The organism is Agrobacterium tumefaciens, from assembly GCA_025560025.1.
Taxonomy (GTDB): domain Bacteria; phylum Pseudomonadota; class Alphaproteobacteria; order Rhizobiales; family Rhizobiaceae; genus Agrobacterium.
Window position 1 is genome coordinate 176,389 of sequence record CP048488.1, and the last position, 22,444, is coordinate 198,832.

The 22,444-nt window shown below is 45.8% G+C and carries 13 protein-coding genes; 8 read left to right on the forward strand and 5 right to left on the reverse strand.

What is annotated here, in order from left to right:
- Positions 1 to 702: 702 nt before the first annotated feature.
- Positions 703 to 2,280: a C protein gene (locus FY152_26350; protein ID UXS35665.1), complete on the reverse strand. Its 1,578-nt coding sequence runs from the start codon at positions 2,278 to 2,280 to the stop codon at positions 703 to 705.
- Positions 2,281 to 3,320: 1,040 nt separating this feature from the next.
- On the opposite strand from FY152_26350, the gene FY152_26355 reads away from it, so the two are divergent.
- From FY152_26355 to FY152_26365, 3 genes are all read left to right on the forward strand, one after another.
- Entirely contained in the window at positions 3,321 to 4,052 is a 732-nt protein-coding gene (locus FY152_26355; protein UXS35666.1) for a C' protein, read from the forward strand.
- Between the two features lie 705 nt (positions 4,053 to 4,757).
- Complete coding sequence (locus FY152_26360; GenBank protein UXS35667.1) at positions 4,758 to 5,453, forward strand: D protein; 696 nt, start codon at positions 4,758 to 4,760, stop codon at positions 5,451 to 5,453.
- Between the two features lie 478 nt (positions 5,454 to 5,931).
- On the forward strand, positions 5,932 to 6,876 hold the full coding sequence (locus tag FY152_26365; GenBank protein UXS35668.1) for an E protein: 945 nt from the start codon (positions 5,932 to 5,934) through the stop codon (positions 6,874 to 6,876).
- Between the two features lie 461 nt (positions 6,877 to 7,337).
- Here FY152_26365 and FY152_26370 read toward each other — a convergent pair whose 3' ends face one another.
- Entirely contained in the window at positions 7,338 to 8,594 is a 1,257-nt protein-coding gene (locus FY152_26370) for an agrocinopine synthase (GenBank protein ID UXS35669.1), read from the reverse strand.
- A 613-nt stretch (positions 8,595 to 9,207) separates the two neighbouring features.
- Here FY152_26370 and FY152_26375 point away from each other — a divergent pair.
- Complete coding sequence (locus FY152_26375) at positions 9,208 to 9,873, forward strand: hypothetical protein (protein UXS35670.1); 666 nt, start codon at positions 9,208 to 9,210, stop codon at positions 9,871 to 9,873.
- 506 nt (positions 9,874 to 10,379) lie between these two features.
- Here FY152_26375 and iaaH read toward each other — a convergent pair.
- Positions 10,380 to 11,783 (reverse strand): indoleacetamide hydrolase, encoded by a 1,404-nt coding sequence (iaaH, locus tag FY152_26380; GenBank protein UXS35671.1) that lies wholly within the window; start codon positions 11,781 to 11,783, stop codon positions 10,380 to 10,382.
- A gap of 339 nt (positions 11,784 to 12,122) precedes the next feature.
- Between iaaH and FY152_26385 the strand changes: the two genes are divergently transcribed.
- From FY152_26385 to FY152_26395, 3 genes are all read left to right on the forward strand, one after another.
- Positions 12,123 to 14,390 (forward strand): NAD(P)-binding protein, encoded by a 2,268-nt coding sequence (locus tag FY152_26385; GenBank protein UXS35672.1) that lies wholly within the window; start codon positions 12,123 to 12,125, stop codon positions 14,388 to 14,390.
- A 696-nt stretch (positions 14,391 to 15,086) separates the two neighbouring features.
- Positions 15,087 to 15,809 carry an isopentenyl transferase gene (locus tag FY152_26390; protein ID UXS35673.1) on the forward strand — a complete coding sequence of 241 codons (723 nt, stop codon included), beginning with the start codon at positions 15,087 to 15,089 and terminating at the stop codon, positions 15,807 to 15,809.
- A 514-nt stretch (positions 15,810 to 16,323) separates the two neighbouring features.
- A complete protein-coding gene (locus tag FY152_26395; GenBank protein UXS35674.1) occupies positions 16,324 to 16,884 on the forward strand; it encodes a hypothetical protein in 561 nt (186 codons plus the stop codon).
- Positions 16,885 to 18,029: 1,145 nt separating this feature from the next.
- On the opposite strand, the gene FY152_26400 is transcribed toward FY152_26395, so the two are convergent.
- The gene (locus tag FY152_26400; protein UXS35675.1) at positions 18,030 to 19,223 is read right to left on the reverse strand and encodes an SIS domain-containing protein; all 1,194 of its coding nucleotides are present in this window, start codon (positions 19,221 to 19,223) and stop codon (positions 18,030 to 18,032) included.
- A gap of 368 nt (positions 19,224 to 19,591) precedes the next feature.
- Between FY152_26400 and FY152_26405 the strand changes: the two genes are divergently transcribed.
- A complete protein-coding gene (locus FY152_26405) occupies positions 19,592 to 20,884 on the forward strand; it encodes an SDR family NAD(P)-dependent oxidoreductase (GenBank protein UXS35676.1) in 1,293 nt (430 codons plus the stop codon).
- A 285-nt stretch (positions 20,885 to 21,169) separates the two neighbouring features.
- Here FY152_26405 and FY152_26410 read toward each other — a convergent pair whose 3' ends face one another.
- The gene (locus FY152_26410) at positions 21,170 to 22,357 is read right to left on the reverse strand and encodes an aminopeptidase P family protein (protein ID UXS35677.1); all 1,188 of its coding nucleotides are present in this window, start codon (positions 22,355 to 22,357) and stop codon (positions 21,170 to 21,172) included.
- Positions 22,358 to 22,444 lie beyond the last annotated feature (87 nt).

Sequence of the window (22,444 nt, forward strand, 5' to 3'; positions counted from 1 at the left end):
AGAAATGAATAAGAAGGCTGATAATTCGGATCTCTGCGAGGGAGATGATATTTGATCACAGGCAGCAACGCTCTGTCATCGTTACAATCAACATGCTACCCTCCGCGAGATCATCCGTGTTTCAAACCCGGCAGCTTGGTTGCCGTTCTTCCGAATAGCATCGGTAACATGAGCAAAGTCTGCCGCCTTACAACGGCTCTCCCGCTGACGCCGTCCCGGACTGATGGGCTGCCTGTATCGAGTGGTGATTTTGTGCCGAGCTGCCGGTCGGGGAGCTGTTGGCTGGCTGGTGGCAGGATATATTGTGGTGTAAACAAATTGACGCTTAGACAACTTAATAACACATTGCGGACGTTTTTAATGTACTGAATTCACATCCGTTTGATACTTGTCTAAAATTGGCTGATTTCGAGTGCATCTATGCATAAAAACAATCTAATGACAATTATTACCAAGCATCAATGAGATGATGTGTGTGTCTATGTGTAAATATTGCGCGGAGTCATTACAGTTATAATTATTTTACGAGTTATTTAAAGTTATAAATACATTTATATACCAAGATATATAGACTATTATAAAATATGAAACTTATATAAGTAATTCAATATTACAGAGAATAGATAGATAACATAAATTGCTTCCTATGTCTGATATACAGGATTCTATAATAATATCACGGTACAGATTTTCCATCTTGCTCTATAACGTCGGCTCTGAACGATCATTGAGGAGTCTCGAGCCAACGTGCATGAATAGTCTCCCCCAAAGTTTGGGAAAAAGGCTCAGGAAAAAGATCAGTACGAAGGCTATCCAGAAATGAATGTTGGCGAACCCAGCAAGAAAAGTTTTTTTCGTCAGAAGCCAGTAACTCGAATTGCCCAGCACGAATAAAGTGCTTGGAAAACTTACGCCGGCGGTTGCGGTGAAAAGGCGCAACAGATCGTGCGAGCTTTGCGAATTATCCATAACGTCAACAGCGGCCCGCGCAGCTAACGGCACAAGATTGGCCGCCGCAATAAGGCCTGAATAGGCATCGGTTGGAAACGTAGAGAGGCATATCAGGCCAGCCATCGTCAGGATTGCTACTAGTATGCCTGCTTTGCCTCCCCGAGGATTGCGGTCTTTATCGTCGGCAATATGGCCGACCCACCGGAGAACCCTCAGGGCATCTTCATGGTCTTGTTTGTGGTAACCGATCTGAATACGGAGACGGTTACTCACCTCAAAGGTGTCGAGCCAGGAATAGATGATGGCGCTGGAATTCCTCAATCTTGTGTATTCAGAAGTGAAATCGGAACTCTGAGCTGTAGAAATCCTTTTCATCCGCAAGAAAGAGTATTTTAATAAATCCCGGATGTTCTTCCTGTTCTGCATCAGCATTTGCCACAGAATGCATAGTGACGCCTTCCATGCTACATCTTTGGCGGTGTGAAATGTGGTTCCCTCATGTTGGGGCATAGCAATGGCGAATAAGCCAAAAATTAAAACTGGCAATCCTCCGAGGAAGACTTCGCAAGCCAGGTGAGCGGCGAGCCTCGTGTCCGCCCAAGGATAATCAAAAATCGCAAGCACCATAAGCTGTGTTTGCAGAGTAATAGGCCCAGAGCGCAAGACGGCAACTTCCGCTCCAAGTGAGGCAGATACTATGTCGGGCAGGACAACCGCCAACTGCATTATGACCAACCAAAGCCAGAACAGACCCCTCTCCGAAAGGGGTAGGTGGCATTTTAGTTGCCACCTCATTTCTTGCGTTTGAATGGATTGCGCGCTTCGACGCAGGTACTTTTTAACTTCTTTGGGCAGGCTGGGGAGTTCAAGAATAACTCGAAAGGCGTCGTCTCTTTCCTTGCGCGCTTGAGTGGCCCAAGCGTTTCGCGTGGATAGGGGCATGCGCATGAGGATATCCGTCAAGCTGTTCTCCGAACTGGCGAATGGACGATAAGATTTGTCGGCAATATCTTCATCAGGAATGACGGCCGGTTCCGGTGCTGCTCTTAAAGCAAACGCATCTACATGGTCATGGGCCGCTGGCTGGTGCGTTGAACAAAAGATCTGCTGCATATGATGTGATACCATGCCTTCATCTTCTGGCAGTGGAGTGACGGAATGGCCTCGAATGCAGTCTGCTTCTTGGCCGACATCGGTTTCCTCAGTGATGTAAGAGTAAGGTCCTCCCAAGAAGGGTGAAGGGAGGATTTTTCTGACATGGAGGGAGTGAAGCCAGCTGCTTTTGAGCTTTCTTTCTATCGCCTCAACCGGAGTGTTCTGGTTCTCCATTGATAACTTGGCACAGCTTGAGGCATCCAGGGAATGCAAAAGCTCCTTTATTAATTGTGCTCGAATCCACCGAATAAAAATGCACCGCGTGGGTCTCGGTCCTGTTTTGGCCTATAAGTCAAAGCAGCGGCGTCGACTAGACGATAGTCAGTTGTTTTTTTAAAGGAAAACGAGTTTTCTATTCGGAAAGAAAATGTGCCGTTCGCCTAATAATGATGCCAATGACTTAATCTGTACGACGGATCGTGTAATATTATAGAGCCAAGTGCGATTCAATGAATTTCAATTGTTGGTATTTCAGCGAATTTGTATTTTTCCATTTGGAATGGTATAACAGCACGTTCATAACGTTAAAGGAAAGGGGAGGCATATACGCGGAATATTTAACTGTATCAATGAAATTGAAATATTCAATCTGGCACGCAGAACCCACATCAACAGTTTAACTCGACTCTCGGAAAGCCAGCTATCATTTGAAAATCTGTCGCTTCCTCTAGCGCCGCTGTGATTGTAGGGCGAAATGACAAACTGCGCGACGTTGCCTGAATGACTGGCTGTATGGCATGGGACGCGTTCTTGAAAGAGAGTCGCTAAGATAAACCTCTCCAACCCAACCGAAACATGGTTGCTTCCGTGTTTCGAACACAGCAGTTTCACCTCATTGCGAGACTTGTTGAGAGATTTTCAAATTTGTCGGCAGGTTCGATTGCTGACTATTGATTTACACGAAAGTGTGAAAAACAAGTCCTTATCGTGGCAGTTGGTATGATGTTCAGGAGCAACGCAATTCAAAAGTGGACCCAGGCTGTTTCACGGGTCCCATCGCGGTGCCCAAATATCTGAGTAGCATCAAAGCTCTGGTGACGGTCAAATGAATTCGTCGGTGTTCTGGGAACAAGCGTTTGAAAATGTTGATATGCTCACTTCCCACTTTGACAAGTGCGGCACGAGCGAAATAGTAACCTAAACTTTCTTTATTGCGATGTTTGACAATCACTGGGCAGGTGAGTGTTATAATAGAGGGCCACTAGCCTTCGGCCATGCACACCTCACTAATGTCTTACAATCAAAATATGATACCCTCAGGGGATGATCGCCCCGTCTTTCCGACAATTGATTTGTTCGCAAACACCTCCCTGGAAGAACTTCAGCAGAGCCTATGCGCGGCGGTCGCAAATTATAGGGATTTCCTCACTCGAAAGATTCTCCCCTTCCAGCAATCTTGGGTTGTCCGAGTCCTGTCCGAATCCGGCCTAGACGAAGAGACTCTGCGCGCAATCAAAAGCTGTGTCTTCACGCCGTGTTGCAGCATTCCTGGCGCCGTCCAGCCAGATAGAATTTGCCAACATGACTCACCAATCTACATCTACACCTCCCTGAATTTATTATCGCAATACGTCGAAGGAAAAACCCTATTGCGGTGCTATCGCAAATTTGTGCTGGCTTCATCACTCCCACCATACCGAACGGATATTCCAGCAGAGGAGCTCAAGAACGTACTCAACAGTATCTTGCCAGGCGCCTATAGCATGCCGCATGCCGTAAGCTGCTTCGTGGCCATTTTGCCCAGTAAGAAATTCACGATCAGCATGTCCAAAATCACCACCTGTGGTGGCGCGGAGGAGCATTTTGTCGTTTTCAGTAGAGAAGAGAACGACATAATCCCATACGACATCGTCGCAGTGGGGAAGACGCTGTTCTCCCAGTCGGACGAGGAATTTGGTTTGCCAAATCTCAGCTTCGATGAACTACAGAACCTTATCAGCACTTAATCTGTTTTCTATTCATGGATAGAAAACAACCCTAGTGTATGGGATCAATATAACCATGCTAGTGCCACTGTGTATCTCCCGATGAGACATGTAATGATATGGATGCATGTTTCATGCAAGGATAAGAATGTGATAAAAATAATTTAATAAAAATAAGTCCTTGATGCTTTTCTGAAACATCTTTGAGGAAGTATTATTTATTGAACAGATTTTACACAAATTGAAAATTCATCCTGGTGAAACAGCGTATTTTTTTGACAGAATCGTAATGATTCGTGAGACAATGTGGGCCATCGTTTTCGGGCATCGAAAGCTGGCTTCGTCACGAGCCAAGCGAAGGCACAAGCCTCAATTTTGCGATGAGCCAGGGAGGCACGCTACGTGTCTGTCAGCAATTATAGGACTATGGTGGATGCTTTTTGACAATGTGGCGATAAGGATCACCTCGATAAGCTCGAAACCTGCTTTATGTCATTCACATGTCAATTATCGAAAAAACGGCCCTACGCTCATCCAATAGTTAAGTAACGGGTCCTGTTTGTAGTTTAACAGACAGGAATGCTGTTTCCAGAAGGCATTTCAACAGTATAAAGCCGTAAAATTACCATGATCACGTTCCCTGCACATGCGTTTTTCAGCTATAAAGCAAGATTCAATCTCTGGGGCTCCAAAGAGCTCCGGATGCTACACCCCTCATAAAGCTTAATGATGGTATATCAGCGTCCTGTTTTCAGGGTGATTAGCCTGCTGCGGATCCGGAACCGCGAAGAGGCCAAGCTCGTGCTGATCGGAGCAGTCGTGGGTTATCGCAATTTTGTGGAACAAACCTTGGCTGATGCCCAAAAAAATTGGGTCAAGTCACTCGTACTCTACGACGATCCGGGTGATGCTGTGACCGGAATCCTGACATGGTTCAGCAGGTGTGCATGCTTGCACGGACCGAGGTTGGGGCCGTTGGACACAATCGCCGTGAATGATAATCCGCTCTACATTTACTGTCCTCGCAGGAAGCTTGAGGAATATGCAAAAGAACGTATTGTGTCTTTTCATTCAGAGATCGGCTCGGTCGTGTGCTCCATGTCACCCTTCGATGCAGGCGTGACGCGTGAGAAGGTCCGCTATGGGCATAACCTGATATCCCCAGGGTCTTGCCTCCTTCCGGATGCTTTGGAAGCCTATGTCGCCTTTCTCCCGAGCAAGTCGTTTCTGAAATTGCCATATAGCGTTTATGAGGTTCACAATGATCGTTATGTTCATAAGTTCTTTGCGCTGCTCCCAGGATCCCGCTTTCATTTTGAAGTCGTAGCGGTTGGTTTGGCCTATCCCGCTGCCAAAAAAAGGCCTTCTGGTCTTGGAATTCTGCGTTGTTGCTTCACCGGAAAGACAAACACCTGCCTGTAAGAAACTAAGCGTTGGAATGAAGCCAGAAGGTCCGCATCGCCGTTTACCGGTTTATTGTGAAATATCTTTTAAGTTATGATAATCTGCTGTTGCACGTCGGCAGCAGATCGTGGGCTATTGCCACTATGTACTACGTTCTGTTTTCAAGCACTGTAGCATCTTTCTAAGCGAAATAAATTATCTCGTTTGTTTGTGTTTTTGAAACAAATATTCATACAGAACAGTGCGATATGTCGTAAAATAGTAAACATGCTGTTCAAAGTTCTTATTCCCAGGCAATTACCTCGGATACCTATAGTTTTAAAAGAATACCATACATATAACGACATATACGTTTTGATGCCACACAAAGTCAATGAATAGCGGGAAATAGTCGTAAGCGAAAGTTATCTTGTGTGTGACGAACTGTGTAATTGGATTCAGGGTCTATTTAAAGCCTTTTGAGCGGATGAGGTGAAGACCATTTCTGCAAATAGATATGATGGTTCCACCACGTCCAGGCTTCGCTCCGCTTAGTCTTGAATTTATTAATGACAGAATGGAAATGCATCTATTTTTGACCAGTGCATGCATCCTATATCATATCTATATCCGCGATAATCTCCTGATTTATCAGGAGATTTGGACGAAATACTGGCGGGGACGATTGGCAGAGAGCGCGCTAAAAAACGAAATTTCCGCGTTATATCTTCGTCTCCCATTTCCTCGTCCGCCGACGCTTCAGTCCATCGCAGAGCAGGAGGTGATCTGTAAAGACGCGGCGCCAATCTATGTTTATTGTTCCCGGGAAGCTATGCTGAGTCATGTGCAGTCTAAGGATCTTTGCCAATTCGGAAGGGCGAACCTTCTCGCATGCACGTTAGCTCCTTACCGAACCGGAGTTACAATCGAAATGGTGCGATGTTTGTTCAAGCGTTTACGCGATGGAAATCGCGTCGAAGCTGGAACCGGCGAAGAAGACTTGAGTCATTTTGTGGCCTTCCTTCCCACCACGGCTTTCCGGCGAGGGCCGCGGTTTTACCTGGGTGGCGAAAATGTCCAATTCTTTCTACGAGAAGGAGGGTTGGAACTCCCTTGCCACATCATCGCGTTCGGTAGAGCGTTGTTCAGCGAAATACTAGCTGATGGCTCGTCCTGGGACTGGAAAAGCGTCGGGGAGAGTTCTCGTTTGAATCATGTTCGGGCCAGTGTCGAATTGTCACGCAACGTTCCAACGGCGGAGACAACTGATAATTGGGCCGAAGCGGCTTTAGGAGCCGACGCCGTGTACCCCGTGCGGCCTCCAAATCTGACCCCGACGCAAGATCATCCTTGCAAACCCTTGCTTTCGGGAAATCGAGTGCCGAATGAACGTCATAGACCTTGGAAGCGCTTCTTCAAGAAGCTCCGATCTGTTTCAAAGCATTTCTACTTTAATCGCTGAATCTGTATTAATTTGCTGTCTGGTTGTGCTTTCGCTTAAATAATTATCTATGTTCGAGTGCGGTCCTTGTGATGTTGTTGAAACAAATGTTTTATTGGCTGATATGGCCATCAATAAAAATTTTAAAATAGCGATCATGCTATATTGATAGAACATGGTTGTTTGCTACAGGTAATCAGATAGGTATTTAATAGGTATTATTTGTCGAACACAAACCCGATAATTTCGCAGTTCAATTATTGAATATCGAGAATCCGAGCGACTAAGTTTGAAGTGATTTCCCGAAATTATCGCATTTTTGAAAAAATCGTAAAGACAAATGGACGTGGCCAAGGGTCACCGAGTGCGGCGTGCCGCAAAAATAGAAACCTGGTCTCCAATTATGCCACTGCAATTTAGAATACGCGTGAACACATTGATATATCGAAATTAATAAACATATTGTTTCAATTACGAGACTTTTATTTTGACGTTTCTATATTAAGATCCAAGTGTGGACTTAGATGAGAAACTTCACGATCGATTCCTTGATTTCGCCATTCCCAGATAGCCATTTCATCTTCAGGTCGATCTGAGATTACCCAGTCCGCAATTGTTGCCGAATTTCCTGGTGTTCCTTTTCTCCAACGTATGTGTTTCCGCTCGTCTGTCTCATGACGTCGGGCCCTGCCTGTTTTAATGTCGATGGAGAATTCACCCCGCTCGCCGGAATCCAGGAGGGCTGCGAAGTCATAGCATCTAGTGACCGCAGCAAACTTCAGGTGAGGGCGTTTAGCTCTAATCATCGTATCCTCCTTGAGGGAATACGCGAGTCTCACTGCGGCTTGATCTGAATCGAAAGCCAACAAGACATCTTTATCGACAACTTGGCCCAGCAAATTTCTGGTCACCCCGGAGAAAACAACATGTGCCGCCACGATCCTCATGTCTTGCATTAGCATGGAATCAAACCAGGCTTTGCCTGCCAAATACAAATCATCGACTGTGGGTTCAGTAACTTGACGCAGACGGGCCAGTCGGCACAGTTCTTCAGGAAAAAGAGCGGGCATCAGGGCGATTGATTTCCTCCAAGCAGATGCGGGCTGGGCATTTAAAACTGCATCAACGAAGGCACCGCCGTGTGGGTATTCAAATGTATAGAAAAGTACAACAACTCTTTGATGGTATTCCGGCCGGTGGCTAAGCCAAGCCACAATCACGTGAGCCTCGTAGTTCCTACCGTCTAGGAAAATGGTGGCATCTGGATTAGCCAAAAATACCTTGCTGAATATTTCAGTTAACAAAGGAATATGATCAATGGTTTCAAGATACTTGTCTTGTATTATCCCATTTGATACCTCTCGAATAATAACAGGTACATCCTTGATTTTTGATGAGTGAATTTCATTGAAAAGCTTATCTCCCAACTTTTCAGACACTCGCCAAGTGTTAAGATCATGAGAAACGATAGCTACATTATCTGAAGTTAAACAGACGTCCAACTCGCTCAGATTGCGTCCTCCTTGCCCGAGCGCGGCCAACAATGAGCTCGCGGTGCATTCTTGAATTCGTTTCCCTAAATTGAACATTCCTCTGTGCTCAATGACCTGTAAGGGCAGGTCTTCCTCGAGCCGCTCTAGAAGCCTTGGGACAGAATGGCGTGCGAGAACCTCGGGGGGAGTAACGTTTTCTGGTAGATCCCAATGGAGTGTCCAAGCCGGCCAAACGGTTCCTTCCACCTTGAGTGGCTTACGTTGACAAAGGACCTGCGCAAAAAAACGGGAGGTTACGACACGACATGGTGAGTAAAATATAAAGTACTCTTACATTCACAGCCATTTGCGAGCTAAAGCGAATTGCCGGGTGCACGGCGGGAATTGCAGCGATTTCGATCTAAAAGTGACAAGCAAAATTTGTCGTGGAGTATATAGATATTGCCAAATGGAGTACTTAAATAATGCACAAATGCTGACAGTTTTAGCTAATATTTTATTGTGGGGCATAACTTAGCTGGAATCACTCCACGGATAATCAGTCATTGTTATTTTCGGCGTCAATTTGTCGGCCACTATCCGATTAGTTGCGCAAATCTTCAAATTTTCGACCTAACATCACACCTTTGTCGGTGTTTTCAGCGAAAGGCAGGCCCCATTTTTGAAAAATCCTCCATCAAGATAAATAGTTTAATAGGGTAAAAGGACGAAATACTTCGGTGTTGAGATTCGACTCAATTAATTTCAAACCAATCCCGTGATTGATGCTATAGAGTCGCCCAATATAAGGGGCACTGAAGCGCGTTTAATTATTGACTGTGACTGAAATTTACATTCAAAAATAAGTAACTAGTTCGATATGTATCACAGTCGACCGATATTCAACATTATCGACAGCTCGAATATACAAGATCGGCGTGAACTTAAACTCGTCCTACGTCACACAGAGATTGCTTATCGCAGCTTTGCACAAGAGGATCTCATACCTGCTCAACGTTCCTGGATGAATTCCATCATTAATACTGATGTTCCCATTGATCCAGCTATAGATGAAGTGGTCAAGCGCTTTTGCGAAGTTGCTTGCTTGCCAGGCCCAGCAGGTATACCCCTGTATATTATACTCAATGATTCACTAATGTACGTTTATTGTTCGTTTCAAGCAATGCGAAAGTACGCACACAAGCGATTTTATGACGGCGTTTCCGACGAAGGCGTAGTCATCTCCACCGTTCCACCCTATGCGGAAGGAATAACAAAAGAAACTATGAGGTCGTGGCACAACAACGTCTGTCAGAATACAAGCAATGAAACACATGATTTGGATGCTTATATTGCTTTCCTTCCTACTTCGCTTCAAAATCCAAGTTTCTCGCATATGAAGATCGGCTGCGATAGCTTCTTAGCGCCATCCCGGGTTGATCCTTTCTGTGTTGAAATAATCGCGGTCGGCAAAGCCCTCTTTCATGATAACGGGCTGAAAAAGAACCCAAGGTGTGGTGGTCAATGGCTCCCACCTTCTTGTTGAAGCGCTTGGTCTAATGCGCAGAGGTGTGTCAGCGGGGATGAAGCAACAGTGTCCGATTGTAACGAAATGTATCGATCCTATGTAATGATAATAAAATGCTGTAGCCAGCATTAAGATAATCAGCGTATTTCCCATATGTACTATGAATTCTATGTTGTATTGTTGCGTGCTTTATGAGTGATAAATTATTTGCTAAAGATATATATGGTTAATATTTTTGGCTTGGGGCCCCTGTCTAATCTTTGAGCCGTTCTGGCGCTCAAAACAAATTGTAGGTGCAGCCTACGAAATTCTCTACTTTAATTTTATTTGGGAATCTAATTCACTATTGAGTCAAAAGATAATGCGTATTCTGTTCCGTGGAGACGCAATAACTGTAGAATATATATATCAAGTAGCTGTTTTGATTTCGGGAACGACAAGCCTGTCTGAAGAAATTTCTATCACATTCAGATAATGCTAACTGAAGTGCAGATTTATTAGACAATAAGTGGCGTGGCATACAGCTAATTAAAAGCATCGGGAAAGGAAGGAAAATTTATGGCTTTTTCTAATGCTGCCCCGATTGCTAACAGACGGTGGTCTGACCCCGCTAATCCGTCAATTTCCATTCCAACAGGCAAGCGATCAGGTGTAAGGCAGGCAGGAAGGCTCAACCCAGGTAGGCCTGCGTTGCTGCTTGGGTCCACATTTCGCACGTAGATCTTGAAAGTGTTCATCATTGAGCCATTGTGGATGACTGACGACTCCTGACCTATGGCTTTGGCCGCTAAGGGTGCAGTTGGGAAAAGGATTGCATCTAACTGATAGAGTCTGAAGTAATTCCGATAAGTGGCCTGGAGCCTTGGCCTGAAGGATTGACGCGCCAGTTCATATTCATCGTTGGAAATTTGATGCCCATCAATTTGCGCACTGACAATGTTCGCTACATCGGGGCTACGAATTCCTTTGATAACGTCAGAAAAAGAAACTGTTCCCACAAAATCGTCGAGATACTTTTTTAGAGCGTGTGGAAATTCGTAAAGCGCAATTGGCAAACTTGCCCCACTATTCAGTTCCTCTAGGTGGGGGATGTCGGCTTCAACAAAGGTTACGCCTCTGTTGGCTAGCAAGCGAATCGTCGTTTCAGCTGCGAAGGCCACATCAGCATCAAGGTCATCGTAAAAGTAGGTAGTGGGGAGGCCGATCCGAAGCCCCTTCAGCGGCATGGGTGAAATTTTCGCCGACCGTCCGGAAATCACCTGATCGAGGATTATAACATCGGCTACGCACTGCGCTATGATTCCGGCGGTGTCCCGGGTGGGGCTGACCGGTATTATCCGATCTCTTGGATATCGAGCAAGCGTCGGTCGAAATCCTACTACGCCACACAGGGCTGCGGGTAGGCGAACAGATGCACCGGTATCGGTGCCTATGCCGCCTAACATCAATCGGCTTGCCACCGCAGCAGCCACACCACCGCTTGAGCCTCCTGGTATCAGACTTGGATTCCACGGGTTCCGCACCGCACCGGTGGCATAGTTGTTGCTCGTAATTCCAAACGATAACTCATGCATGTTTCCCGAGGCACCCGGCAGTGCTCCAGCTGAAAAAAGTCTTTCTGCGACGCGGGATGGTATCTTTGGCAAGTGGTTTATCAGCGCCGGAGTAGCAGCGCTTGTAGGAAATATGCCGGTCGCGATGTTCGCCTTAAAACAGAGTGGAATGCCGCAAAGACCTAATCCGGCGTTTCCATGACGATCAATTTTTTTGGCGCTTCGCCGCAAGCCATCCCAGTCTGTAGCCAGAAGGGCATTTAATGGTTTTGCAGCTTGGCAACGCGCTATCAGAGTTTCTACTAGTTCTAAGCAGGAGTAGTCTTTCCGTCTCAGGCGTTCTAGGGTTTGTGCTAACGAGGTAATGGGCACCATTTTTCTGGTTTGGGGATTTCAGGGCCATTTCAGATTAAATAAATATACCGCGCTTTGACCCAAATTGCGCGATTATTGGAGGGAATTCCGCAATCACGGCGTATGATACTAATCATTGGAGGCACTAAGGTCGCTTTTTCAAACGGAAACAGTATTGTATCAATCAATATTCAACTTGATTGAACGGCGAGGTGGACCTGCGTGAATATTGTATTAAAAAATGCCCAAATTGTCGCTTTCCATTGCGATGTCAATGAACAGTATGTTCCCCGATTTGCAACTTAAATAGAAACGGTTGATGTCGTTAGTTATCTACACAAAGACCAATCTTTTCTAGCAATGTCAGCTTCAGCTCTCCTTGATAACCAGTGCGATCATTTCTCTACCAAAATGGTGGATCTGATAATGGTCGATAAGGCTGATGAATTGGACCGCAGGGTTTCCGATGCCTTCTCAGAACGTGAAGCTTCTAGGGGAAGGAGGATTACTCAAATCTCCGGCGAGTGCAGCGCTGGGTTAGCTTGCAAAAGGCTGGCCGACGGTCGCTTTCCCGAGATCTCAGCTGGTGAGAAGGTAGCAGCCCTCTCCGCTTACATCTATGTTGGCAAGGAAATTCTGGGGCGGATACTTGAATCGGAACCTTGGGCGCGAGCAAGAGTGAGTGGTCTCGTTGCCATCGACCTTGCACCATTTTGTATGGATTTCTCCGAAGCACAACTTCTCCAAACCCTGTTTTTGCTGAGCGGTAAAAGATGTGCATCCAGCGATCTTAGTCATTTCGTGGCCATTTCAATCTCTAAGACTGCCCGCTCCCGAACCCTGCAAATGCCGCCGTACGAGAAAGGCACGACGAAACGCGTTACCGGGTTTACCCTGACCCTTGAAGAGGCCGTACCATTTGACATGGTAGCTTATGGTCGAAACCTGATGCTGAAGGCTTCGGCAGGTTCCTTTCCAACAATTGACTTGCTCTATGACTACAGATCGTTTTTTGACCAATGTTCCGATAGTGGACGGATCGGCTTCTTTCCGGAAGATGTTCTTAAGCCAAAAGTGGCGATCATTGGCGCTGGCATTTCCGGACTCGTGGTGGCAAGCGAACTGCTTCATGCTGCTGTAGACGATGTTACAATATATGAAGCAAGTGATCGGGTTGGAGGCAAGCTTTGGTCACATGCTTTCAAGGACGCTCCCAGCGTGGTGGCCGAAATGGGGGCGATGCGATTTCCTCCTGCTGCATCGTGCTTGTTTTTCTTCCTCGAGCGGTACGGCCTGTCTTCGATGAGGCCGTTCCCAAATCCCGGCACAGTCGACACTAACTTGGTCTACCAAGGCCTCCGATACATGTGGAAAGCCGGGCAGCAGCCACCGAAGCTGTTCCATCGCGTTTACAGCGGTTGGCGTGCGTTCTTGAAGGACGGTTTCCATGAGGGAGATATTGTGTTGGCTTCGCCTGTTGCTATTACTCAAGCCTTGAAATCAGGAGACATTAGGCGGGCTCATGACTCCTGGCAAACTTGGCTGAACCGTTTCGGGAGGGAGTCCTTCTCTTCAGCGATAGAGAGGATCTTTCTGGGCACGCATCCTCCTGGTGGTGAAACATGGAGTTTCCCTCATGATTGGGACCTATTCAAGCTAATGGGAATAGGATCTGGCGGGTTTGGTCCAGTTTTTGAAAGCGGGTTTATTGAGATCCTTCGCTTGGTCATAAACGGATATGAAGAAAATCAGCGGATGTGCTCTGAAGGAATCTCAGAACTTCCACGTCGAATAGCCACTCAAGTGGTTAACGGTGTGTCTGTAAGCCAGCGTATACGCCATGTTCAAGTCAGGGCGATTGAGAAGGAAAAGACAAAAATAAAGATAAGGCTTAAGAGCGGGATATCTGAACTTTATGATAAGGTGGTGGTTACATCTGGACTCGCAAATATCCAACTCAGGCATTGTCTGACATGCGATACCACCATTTTTCGTGCACCAGTGAACCAAGCGGTTGATAACAGCCATATGACAGGCTCGTCAAAACTCTTCCTGCTGACTGAACGAAAATTTTGGTTAGACCATATCCTCCCGTCCTGTGTCCTCATGGACGGGATCGCAAAAGCAGTGTACTGCCTGGACTATGAGCCGCAGGATCCGAATGGTAAAGGTCTGGTGCTCATCAGTTATACATGGGAGGACGACTCCCACAAGCTGTTGGCGGTTCCCGACAAAAAAGAGCGATTCTGTCTGCTGCGGGACGCAATTTCGAGATCTTTCCCGGAGTTTGCCCAGCATCTAGTTCCCGCCTGCGCTGATTACGACCAAAATGTTGTTCAACATGATTGGCTTACAGACGAGAATGCCGGGGGAGCTTTCAAACTCAACCGGCGTGGCGAGGATTTTTATTCTGAAGAACTTTTCTTTCAAGCGCTGGACATGACTAATGATACCGGAGTTTACTTGGCGGGTTGCAGTTGTTCCTTCACCGGTGGATGGGTGGAGGGCGCTATTCAGACCGCGTGTAACGCCGTCTGTGCAATTATCCACAATTGTGGAGGTATTTTGGCAAAGGACAATCCTCTCGAACACTCTTGGAAGAGATATAACTACCGCAATAGAAATTAATCTACGGATCCTGTTACAAGTATTGCACGTTTTATAAATTGCATATTAATGCAATCTTGATTTTCAACAACGAAGGTAATGGCGTAAAAGAAAAAATGTATGTTATTGTATTGATCTTTCATGATGTTGAAGCGTGCCATAATATGATGATGTATAATTAAAATATTAACTGTCGCATTTATTGAAATGGCACTGTTATTTCAACCATATCTTTGATTCTGTTACAATGACAACGACTGCAAGAAGTAAATAATAGACGCCGTTGTTAAAGAATTGCTATCATATGTGCCTAACTAGAGGGAAATTTACGTCAATTGTGAAATAGTCGCCCTTATTTTGACGTCTCACCTAATCAAATATTACAAAAGATCTCACTCTGTGGCCAGAAATGGTGTAATCAGCGCAGACAAATGGCAGTAAAGCGCGGAAAAACGTCCCCGAGTGGCATGAATAGCTGCCTCTGTATTGCTGATTTAGTCAGCCTTATTTGACTTAAGGGTGCCCTCGTTAGTGATAAATTGCTTTCAAGGAGACAGCCATGCCCCACACTTTGTTGAAAAACAAATTGCCCTTTGGGGAGACGGTAAAGCCAGTTGCTCTTCAATAAGGAATCTCGAGGAGGCAATATAACCGCCTCTGGTAGTACACTTCTCTAATCCAAAAATCAATTTGTATTCAAGATACCGCAAAAAACTTATGGATCTGCGTCTAATTTTCGGTCCAACTTGCACAGGAAAGACGTCGACCGCGGTAGCTCTTGCCCAGCAGACTGGGCTTCCAGTCCTTTCGCTCGATCGGGTCCAATGTTGTCCTCAGCTGTCAACCGGAAGCGGACGACCAACAGTGGAAGAACTGAAAGGAACGAGCCGTCTATACCTTGATGATCGGCCTCTGGTGAAGGGTATCATCGCAGCCAAGCAAGCTCATGAAAGGCTGATGGGGGAGGTGTATAATTATGAGGCCCACGGCGGGCTTATTCTTGAGGGAGGATCTATCTCGTTGCTCAAGTGCATGGCGCAAAGCAGTTATTGGAGTGCGGATTTTCGTTGGCATATTATTCGCCGCGAGTTAGCAGACGAGGAGACCTTCATGAACGTGGCCAAGGCCAGAGTTAAGCAGATGTTACGCCCCGCTGCAGGCCTTTCTATTATCCAAGAGTTGGTTGATCTTTGGAAAGAGCCTCGGCTGAGGCCCATACTGAAAGAGATCGATGGATATCGATATGCCATGTTGTTTGCTAGCCAGAACCAGATCACATCCGATATGCTATTGCAGCTTGACGCAGATATGGAGGATAAGTTGATTCATGGGATCGCTCAGGAGTATCTCATCCATGCACGCCGACAAGAACAGAAATTCCCTCGAGTTAACGCAGCCGCTTACGACGGATTCGAAGGTCATCCATTCGGAATGTATTAGTTTGCACCAGCTCCGCGTCACACCTGTCTTCATTTGAATAAGATGTTCGCAATTGTTTTTAGCTTTGTCTTGTTGTGGCAGGGCGGCAAGTGCTTCAGACATCATCCTGTTTTCAAAATTTATGCTGGCGAACAGCTTCTTAATTCCTTTGGAAATACTAGACTGCGTCTTAAAATTACGATGTCTGGATATAGATATGATTGTAAAATAACCTATTTAAGTGTTCATTTAGAACATAAGTTTTATGAATGTTCTTCCATTTTCGTCATCGAACGAATAAGAGTAAATACACCTTTTTTAACATTATAAATAAGTTCTTATACGTTGTTTATACACCGGGAATCATTTCCATTATTCGCGCAAAAAGTCACGGATATTCGTGAAAGCGACAAAAACTGCGAAATTTGCGGGGAGTGTCTTCAGTTTGCCTATTAATATTTAGTTTGACACTAATTGTTACCATTGCAGCCAAGCTCAGCTGTTTCTTTTCTTAAAAACGCAGGATCGAAAGAGCATGACTCGGCAAGGTTGGCTTGTACCATGCCTTTCTCATGGCAAAGATGATCAACTGCAGGATGAACTCTCGGAGCTTTCAAAAGCTTATCGAAAAAAGTTCCAAACCGATCTGCACACTAAGTCTGGCGACATCATCGATCCTAGCGGGGAATTTCTGTACGTCTATCTCGATGAAGAGAATTATCGGATATGCCGGCAAAGCATGGTTCTAGTTTCAAATGCTCCTGATGGATTGATTGCCACGACGTTGGAGCCCTATTCTGACAGTTATACATTCCGGCAGGTGAGGGAGCAACTGCAAGCCTTCAGCGGAGACGGTGGTCGGATCAACTACAGCAGAAATGAACACTCGTCCTCGTACTTTCTAACAATTCAGGCCAGCAACGAGTTCAAGCACGTAGGAGCCGTCCGGAACACTTTTGGTCAAAGCAAGGACATTTGGAAAAGGAGAATGCCAGACGCCAGCCAACCGTTGGATTATCACTTGATCGCTGTGGGCTGTTCAGCTTTCCTCCCTGAGGCTGCTCTTGATGACGTGGAGTCAGATGGTGCTGTCTAGTTTTAATGGCGCCGGGTTTCGAAGTCTATGTCATTCTAGTAGTTGCATCATAGAGGTGCTTATAAAATCTATTATTATGTCAAGGTGTGTCTGAGAACCTCGTTGTATTAAGTATTAAAGGAATAAGGCAATAGTATTGAACTTGTAGTTCTTGTCATATTCAATCGAACCCGGTAAAACTTAGAGATAATTATATTCTTATTTAAGAGTAATGATGTTAAGTTGTTCATTGAATTAATTTAAATCACAATCTCACGGTATGGTTAGAAATAGACGCCCGTTAGATTGTTACCAGGCTAGATTCGAAAACTGCAAGAAACACCCATGATGGGTGGTGATGTTTTCCGAAAAAATTCCCTGCTTTTAGACGAAGATAACGTATTTATTTCGTTACTAGATGACATTGGAAACATGAAGAATAACAAAGATCCAAAGCACACTCTCATAGATTAGCCGACTTTATTAGGAGTCGTCGACGGGAATTATGCCGAAAGATGGCATGACCCTAAAGCAATGATCGGATAATTGATAAGGTTTCCTGTCTGAGAATCTCTTGTTTCCGCTCCGCCAGTCTCGTCTTCATCGTCGTCATCTTCTCCTTCCTCAGTGTAATTTCCTCCCCGGGCATAAAAGCCGTAGTTTTCATTGTTGATTACTGGATATTATCCCAAAACATTTTGTTGAAAAATGTAATTCTGTTTAATATTATGGATATGGTTAAGCATAATTTTGATTTATGTACTAAATTACTGTGTTGTTAAATGAAATTTTGCTTTCTTGAGATTTTAATCTCCAAATCTATTTAGAAATACACAATATTTTGTTGCAGGCTTGCTGGAGAATCCATTTGCTATCATAAAAATTACAAAAAAATTTTATTTGTTTCAATTATTTTAGGATTGGTATTAAGGACGCTTAAATTATTTATCGGGTCACTACGCATCATTGTGATTGAGACGATCCACGATATGAAATATTCATAGTACTATCGATAATGTATTTGAAAATTCATAAGAAAAGGAAACGTTACATAAATTGCTGAAACAACACAAACACAGATAAAGCCACACACATTTAGGACATGGGTCGTGATTACTGAATATTGAGTAAGATCACGGAATTTCTGACAGGAGCATGTCTTCAACTCAGCCCAAATGGCAGTTGTAATACTTGAACCGCCCCATATGCAGGAGCGGATCATTCATTGTTTGTTTGGTTGCCTTTGCCAATATGGGAGTCCAAGGTTTCAGGTAAGCTTCGCAAATGAGGGCGCCAACGATTTTAAGGATTTCTGGGTCTATGCCCGAAGTGTCGAAATCCTTGGTATCAAGCACGTGAAAGCTTACCGGATAGTCTTTGGCGGCTTTTTCAAAAAAAGTCTTTATATCCAGCATGCTACCCTGGCTTCCATCTCCTGGGACGGTGAGAATAAAGCGCGCCTTCGTACCAGGACGCACTGTCTCCACGACACTATGGAAAAAGTCAGTGGCGTTAACAACATGCACGTCGAACCCGAACCTTTCCTGCAGAACGCAAAGCCCGTAAGCGTGCGGGACGAGTAGGCCAGATCCTGAGGCTATGAAATAAAGGGGGGTATCACTCTTGAAGTCTTCAGCAAATGCCTCTCCAGCCAACACAGACTTCCTTGCAGCATGGAATAATGCCACCGGTAGCGCTTTCAGGGATGAAGTTAGGGCTGGCATAAAGCTCCAACTTTCCTTGATTTCCAAAATACCGCCAGTAAATGACGCCATTAGCATGTAGGTAGCCTGGAAAGCCTGGGTTGTTTCCCCGGTGAAAAACGCACTGTGATCATATGAGGCGAGCGGAGTGTCTTGGGACTTTGTAAAGACGACTGTTTTACAAGGTTTGTTTTTCAGGCGCTTCGCTGCTTCTACAGTTTCTGGAGTTTTCCCAGACTTTGAAGACAGGACAATCAATGTGTCTGGAGCATCAGCGATTGATGGGTTGGCTTTCATTAGTTCCACGAATCTCGAAGCGGCGTAGCTAATGAAGCGGAGGTTTTGCGCAACCTCGTCAGTATACGCATTCAAGCTTTTTCCGATTGCCAACCCAGCACCAGCAGATACGAAGAACACCTGCCTCAGTCCAGTGGCGGCTACACGGCGCCCGGCGTCTGCGACATTTTCAAGCTGCCTGATTGTAGGGTCGAGTTGTTGAGCGATCTCGGCTGATCCGATTGAGAGGGGTGCATACAGCATGTCCATCGATTTGGTGTATCGAGATTGGTTATGAAATTCAGATGCTAGTGTAATGTATTGGTAATTAGGGAAGATATAATAGGAAGCAAGGCTATTTATCCTTTTCTGAAAGAGCAAAATGGCGTCACCGCGAGCGTCACGCGCATTCCGTTCTTGCTGTAAAGCGTTGTTTGGTACACTTTTGACTAGCGAGGCTTGGCGTGTCGGAGTATCTATTCAAAAGTCGTTAATGGCTGCGGATCAAGAAAAAGTTGGAATAGAAACAGAATACCGGCGAAATTCAGGCCCGGTTGCCATGTCCCACGCGCCGAAATAAGCCACCAAAATAGAAAATAAAAACTGACTCAGATACTTACGTCATGTCTTGCGCACTGATTTGAAAAATCTCAATATAAACAAAGACGGCCACAAGAAAAAACCAAAACACCGATATTCATTAATCTTATCTAGTTTCTCAAAAAAATTCATATCTTCCACACGTGAAAATGCCAATTTCTCAGACCTACCTCGGCTCTGCGAAGGCCCCCGCTGGTATCAAAAGTTTTTACTTCATCCGACATGGCGCGACCGACCTCAACGAGAAAGAAATTGTCGTGAACGGTGAGAAGCTCTGGGGCGTGCAGGGTTCCGGAACGAACATCGGTCTCAACGCGAAAGGGGAACGCCAGGCTCTGTTGGCCGGCAATGTTCTTCGGTCGCTTCCAATAAGCGGTGTTGTCTGTTCACCGCTTTTACGTGCACTTCAGACTGCCTACATCGCTAATCCGGGCTGCCCCAGCTTCCAGATTGCAAATGATCTTCAGGAGCGGGATTTTGGTAGACACGAAGGGGGCTTCGGCCCGCTTCAAATGTTTGAGGACGACTATCCCGATTGTGAATCTACTGAAATCTTCTCAATCCGTGTCGCCAAGGCTCTCAAGCACGGATGTAGAGAAAACGTGCTTCTCGTCGCCCATGGAGGTGTACTCAGGGTTGTTGCGGCACTACTAGGGGCTGCTATAACTGACGAGCATACCGCCAACGGGCGTGTTCTACATTTCAGTCTGGTTGCTGACAACTGGTCTGTGCGTGTAATCCAAAGTCCTGTGGTTATGGTCAGTGGCGTAACTCGGGGCATAGGCAAGGCCATCGCAGAAGACCTTATCAGGCACGGCTATCGAGTAAGTCTGGGTGCGCGTAACATACAAGACCTGGTAGCAGCTTTTGGCGACGAGAACGAAGCTCTTCACTACGCACGTTTTGATGCACTGGATCATAGCTCGATGAAAGATTGGGTGGGCACGACCATCGCAAAATTTAACAGGATCGATGGCTTAGTAAACAATGCTGGCTGTGGCGATCATGTTGACCTCGAGAAAGAGATCAATGTTGAGCTGCTTCAAAAGCAATGGGATATCAACTGCGTGGCCCCTCTGATCATGACAAAGCTATGCTTGCCATATCTGATTGAATCTGGTTCTGGCCGTATCGTTAATCTCAACTCAATGTCTGGCCAGCGTGTAGCGAATTCTTTGGTTGGCTACAATATGACCAAGCATGGGCTGGCAGGCCTCACGAAAACAACTCAACATGTGGGATGGGACCATGGCGTGCGGGCCGTTGACATATGCCCCGGTTTCGTTGCGACTGACATGAGTTCTTGGACAAATTTGATTGGACCTGATGAGATGATCCAACCCGAGGATATAGCAAAGCTCGTTCGCGCAGCAATTGAACGTCCAAACCGTGCTTTTGTCCCCAAGAATGAGGTGCTATGCATGAAGGAATCTACCCGTTGATGTCCAACAGTCTCAGGGTTAATGTCTGTGTATCTTAAATAATGTTGTCGATATCTTGTAATTTCAGATAGATTTGCAATGTGCGACGCAAAAATATTAAATAAATATTATTATTATCTATGTTTTAATCGAGATATTACAAGTATCATAATAAAACTATCCATTAAAAACGATTTAATACAAATAGCAGTCAATCATCGGATTTTAATATTTATTCATTGTAACGGATTACATAAAGAGCGAATAGAAAATACTGCACTAGATTAACGTATACTAATAAATGCGTCAAATATCTTTGCCAAGATCAAGCGGAGTGAGGGCCTCATATCCGGTCTCAGTTACTAGCACGGTATCCCCGAAGCGCGCTCCACCAATGCCATTGACATAGATGCCGGGCTCGACGCTGAGAACATTGCCTACCTTGAGCACGGTCTCAGCGCCGGCTTTAAGCTCAATCCCATCCCAATCTGAATATCCTATCCCGCGCCCAGTCCGGTGTAAGAACGGGTCTGTCCATCCACCTCTGTTCACTACAGCCACTGCAGCCGCATGGACCTCACCTGCCATCACTCCCGGACGTATCGCCGACAAAGCAGCCAACTGCGCGTCACGCGCTGTTTTTATAACCTTGCGAATATCACCCGACAAGGGTTTTGAACCAACAGGGAGAGGGCGGTCGAAACAGACTGCGTGCCCACGGAACAACTGACCGCATAAGCAAACTTGTGCATGTTCGCCGTCTTGCATTATCCGGCCGCCACCGGAAGTGTGGCATCTTGCTGTTCGATCGGCACCACTACCAACCATATTTAGTTGATGAGGCCAGAAACGTGGCAGCTCCTCATTTTCACCCAGCAATTGACCGTTTCTTTCAATGGCAGTCTGGACGCTAGCAAGGGTGACACGCCATTCACAAGTCCCGGGTGAAATAACTTGACGGCACTGCATGAATTGGTGACCTACAATGTCGCAGCTCTGCTTGATAGCTGCAATTCCTTCTGCATCCTTGCAGGCCCAGAGATCTTGCAAGAGCAATGTCACATCCCTGACCCGCTCCGCTCCAAACGTCCGCTTAATCAATTCGAGGTTTGAACCAGACGTATAGTTATAGTCCAAACCGATCGAGCCGGTGGTCAGGCTGATACACGCAGAGAGCGCATCCTGATGTGCCATAGGACCAGCTATTTTCCGTTCCCATTCAAACCACTCCGCGGCCACCTTGGTCTCGCATCGCGCCTTTATTTCTAACGCCTCACTACGGGGCGCGACAAAAATTGGTTTTCCAGATTGATGCATCACTAACCAGACTGTCCTGCCTACCGGCAGACCCCATAGCCCGGTAAAATAATTATGGAAGTCCGGACCAGACAAGACGATTACGTCGACCCCGGATTGCATCATCGCATTCTGCGCGCGTCGCACTCGATGGTGATATTGCTCTTGTGATGGCGAGTTTAGCTTGGACAGGTCCATTTTTGAATGCTGAAACTACTTCACAGGAAGCGTAGACTGTCTTTGCGTGGGCTGTTGGATGTAGGTTTGAGATAGGAGTTTGAGCTA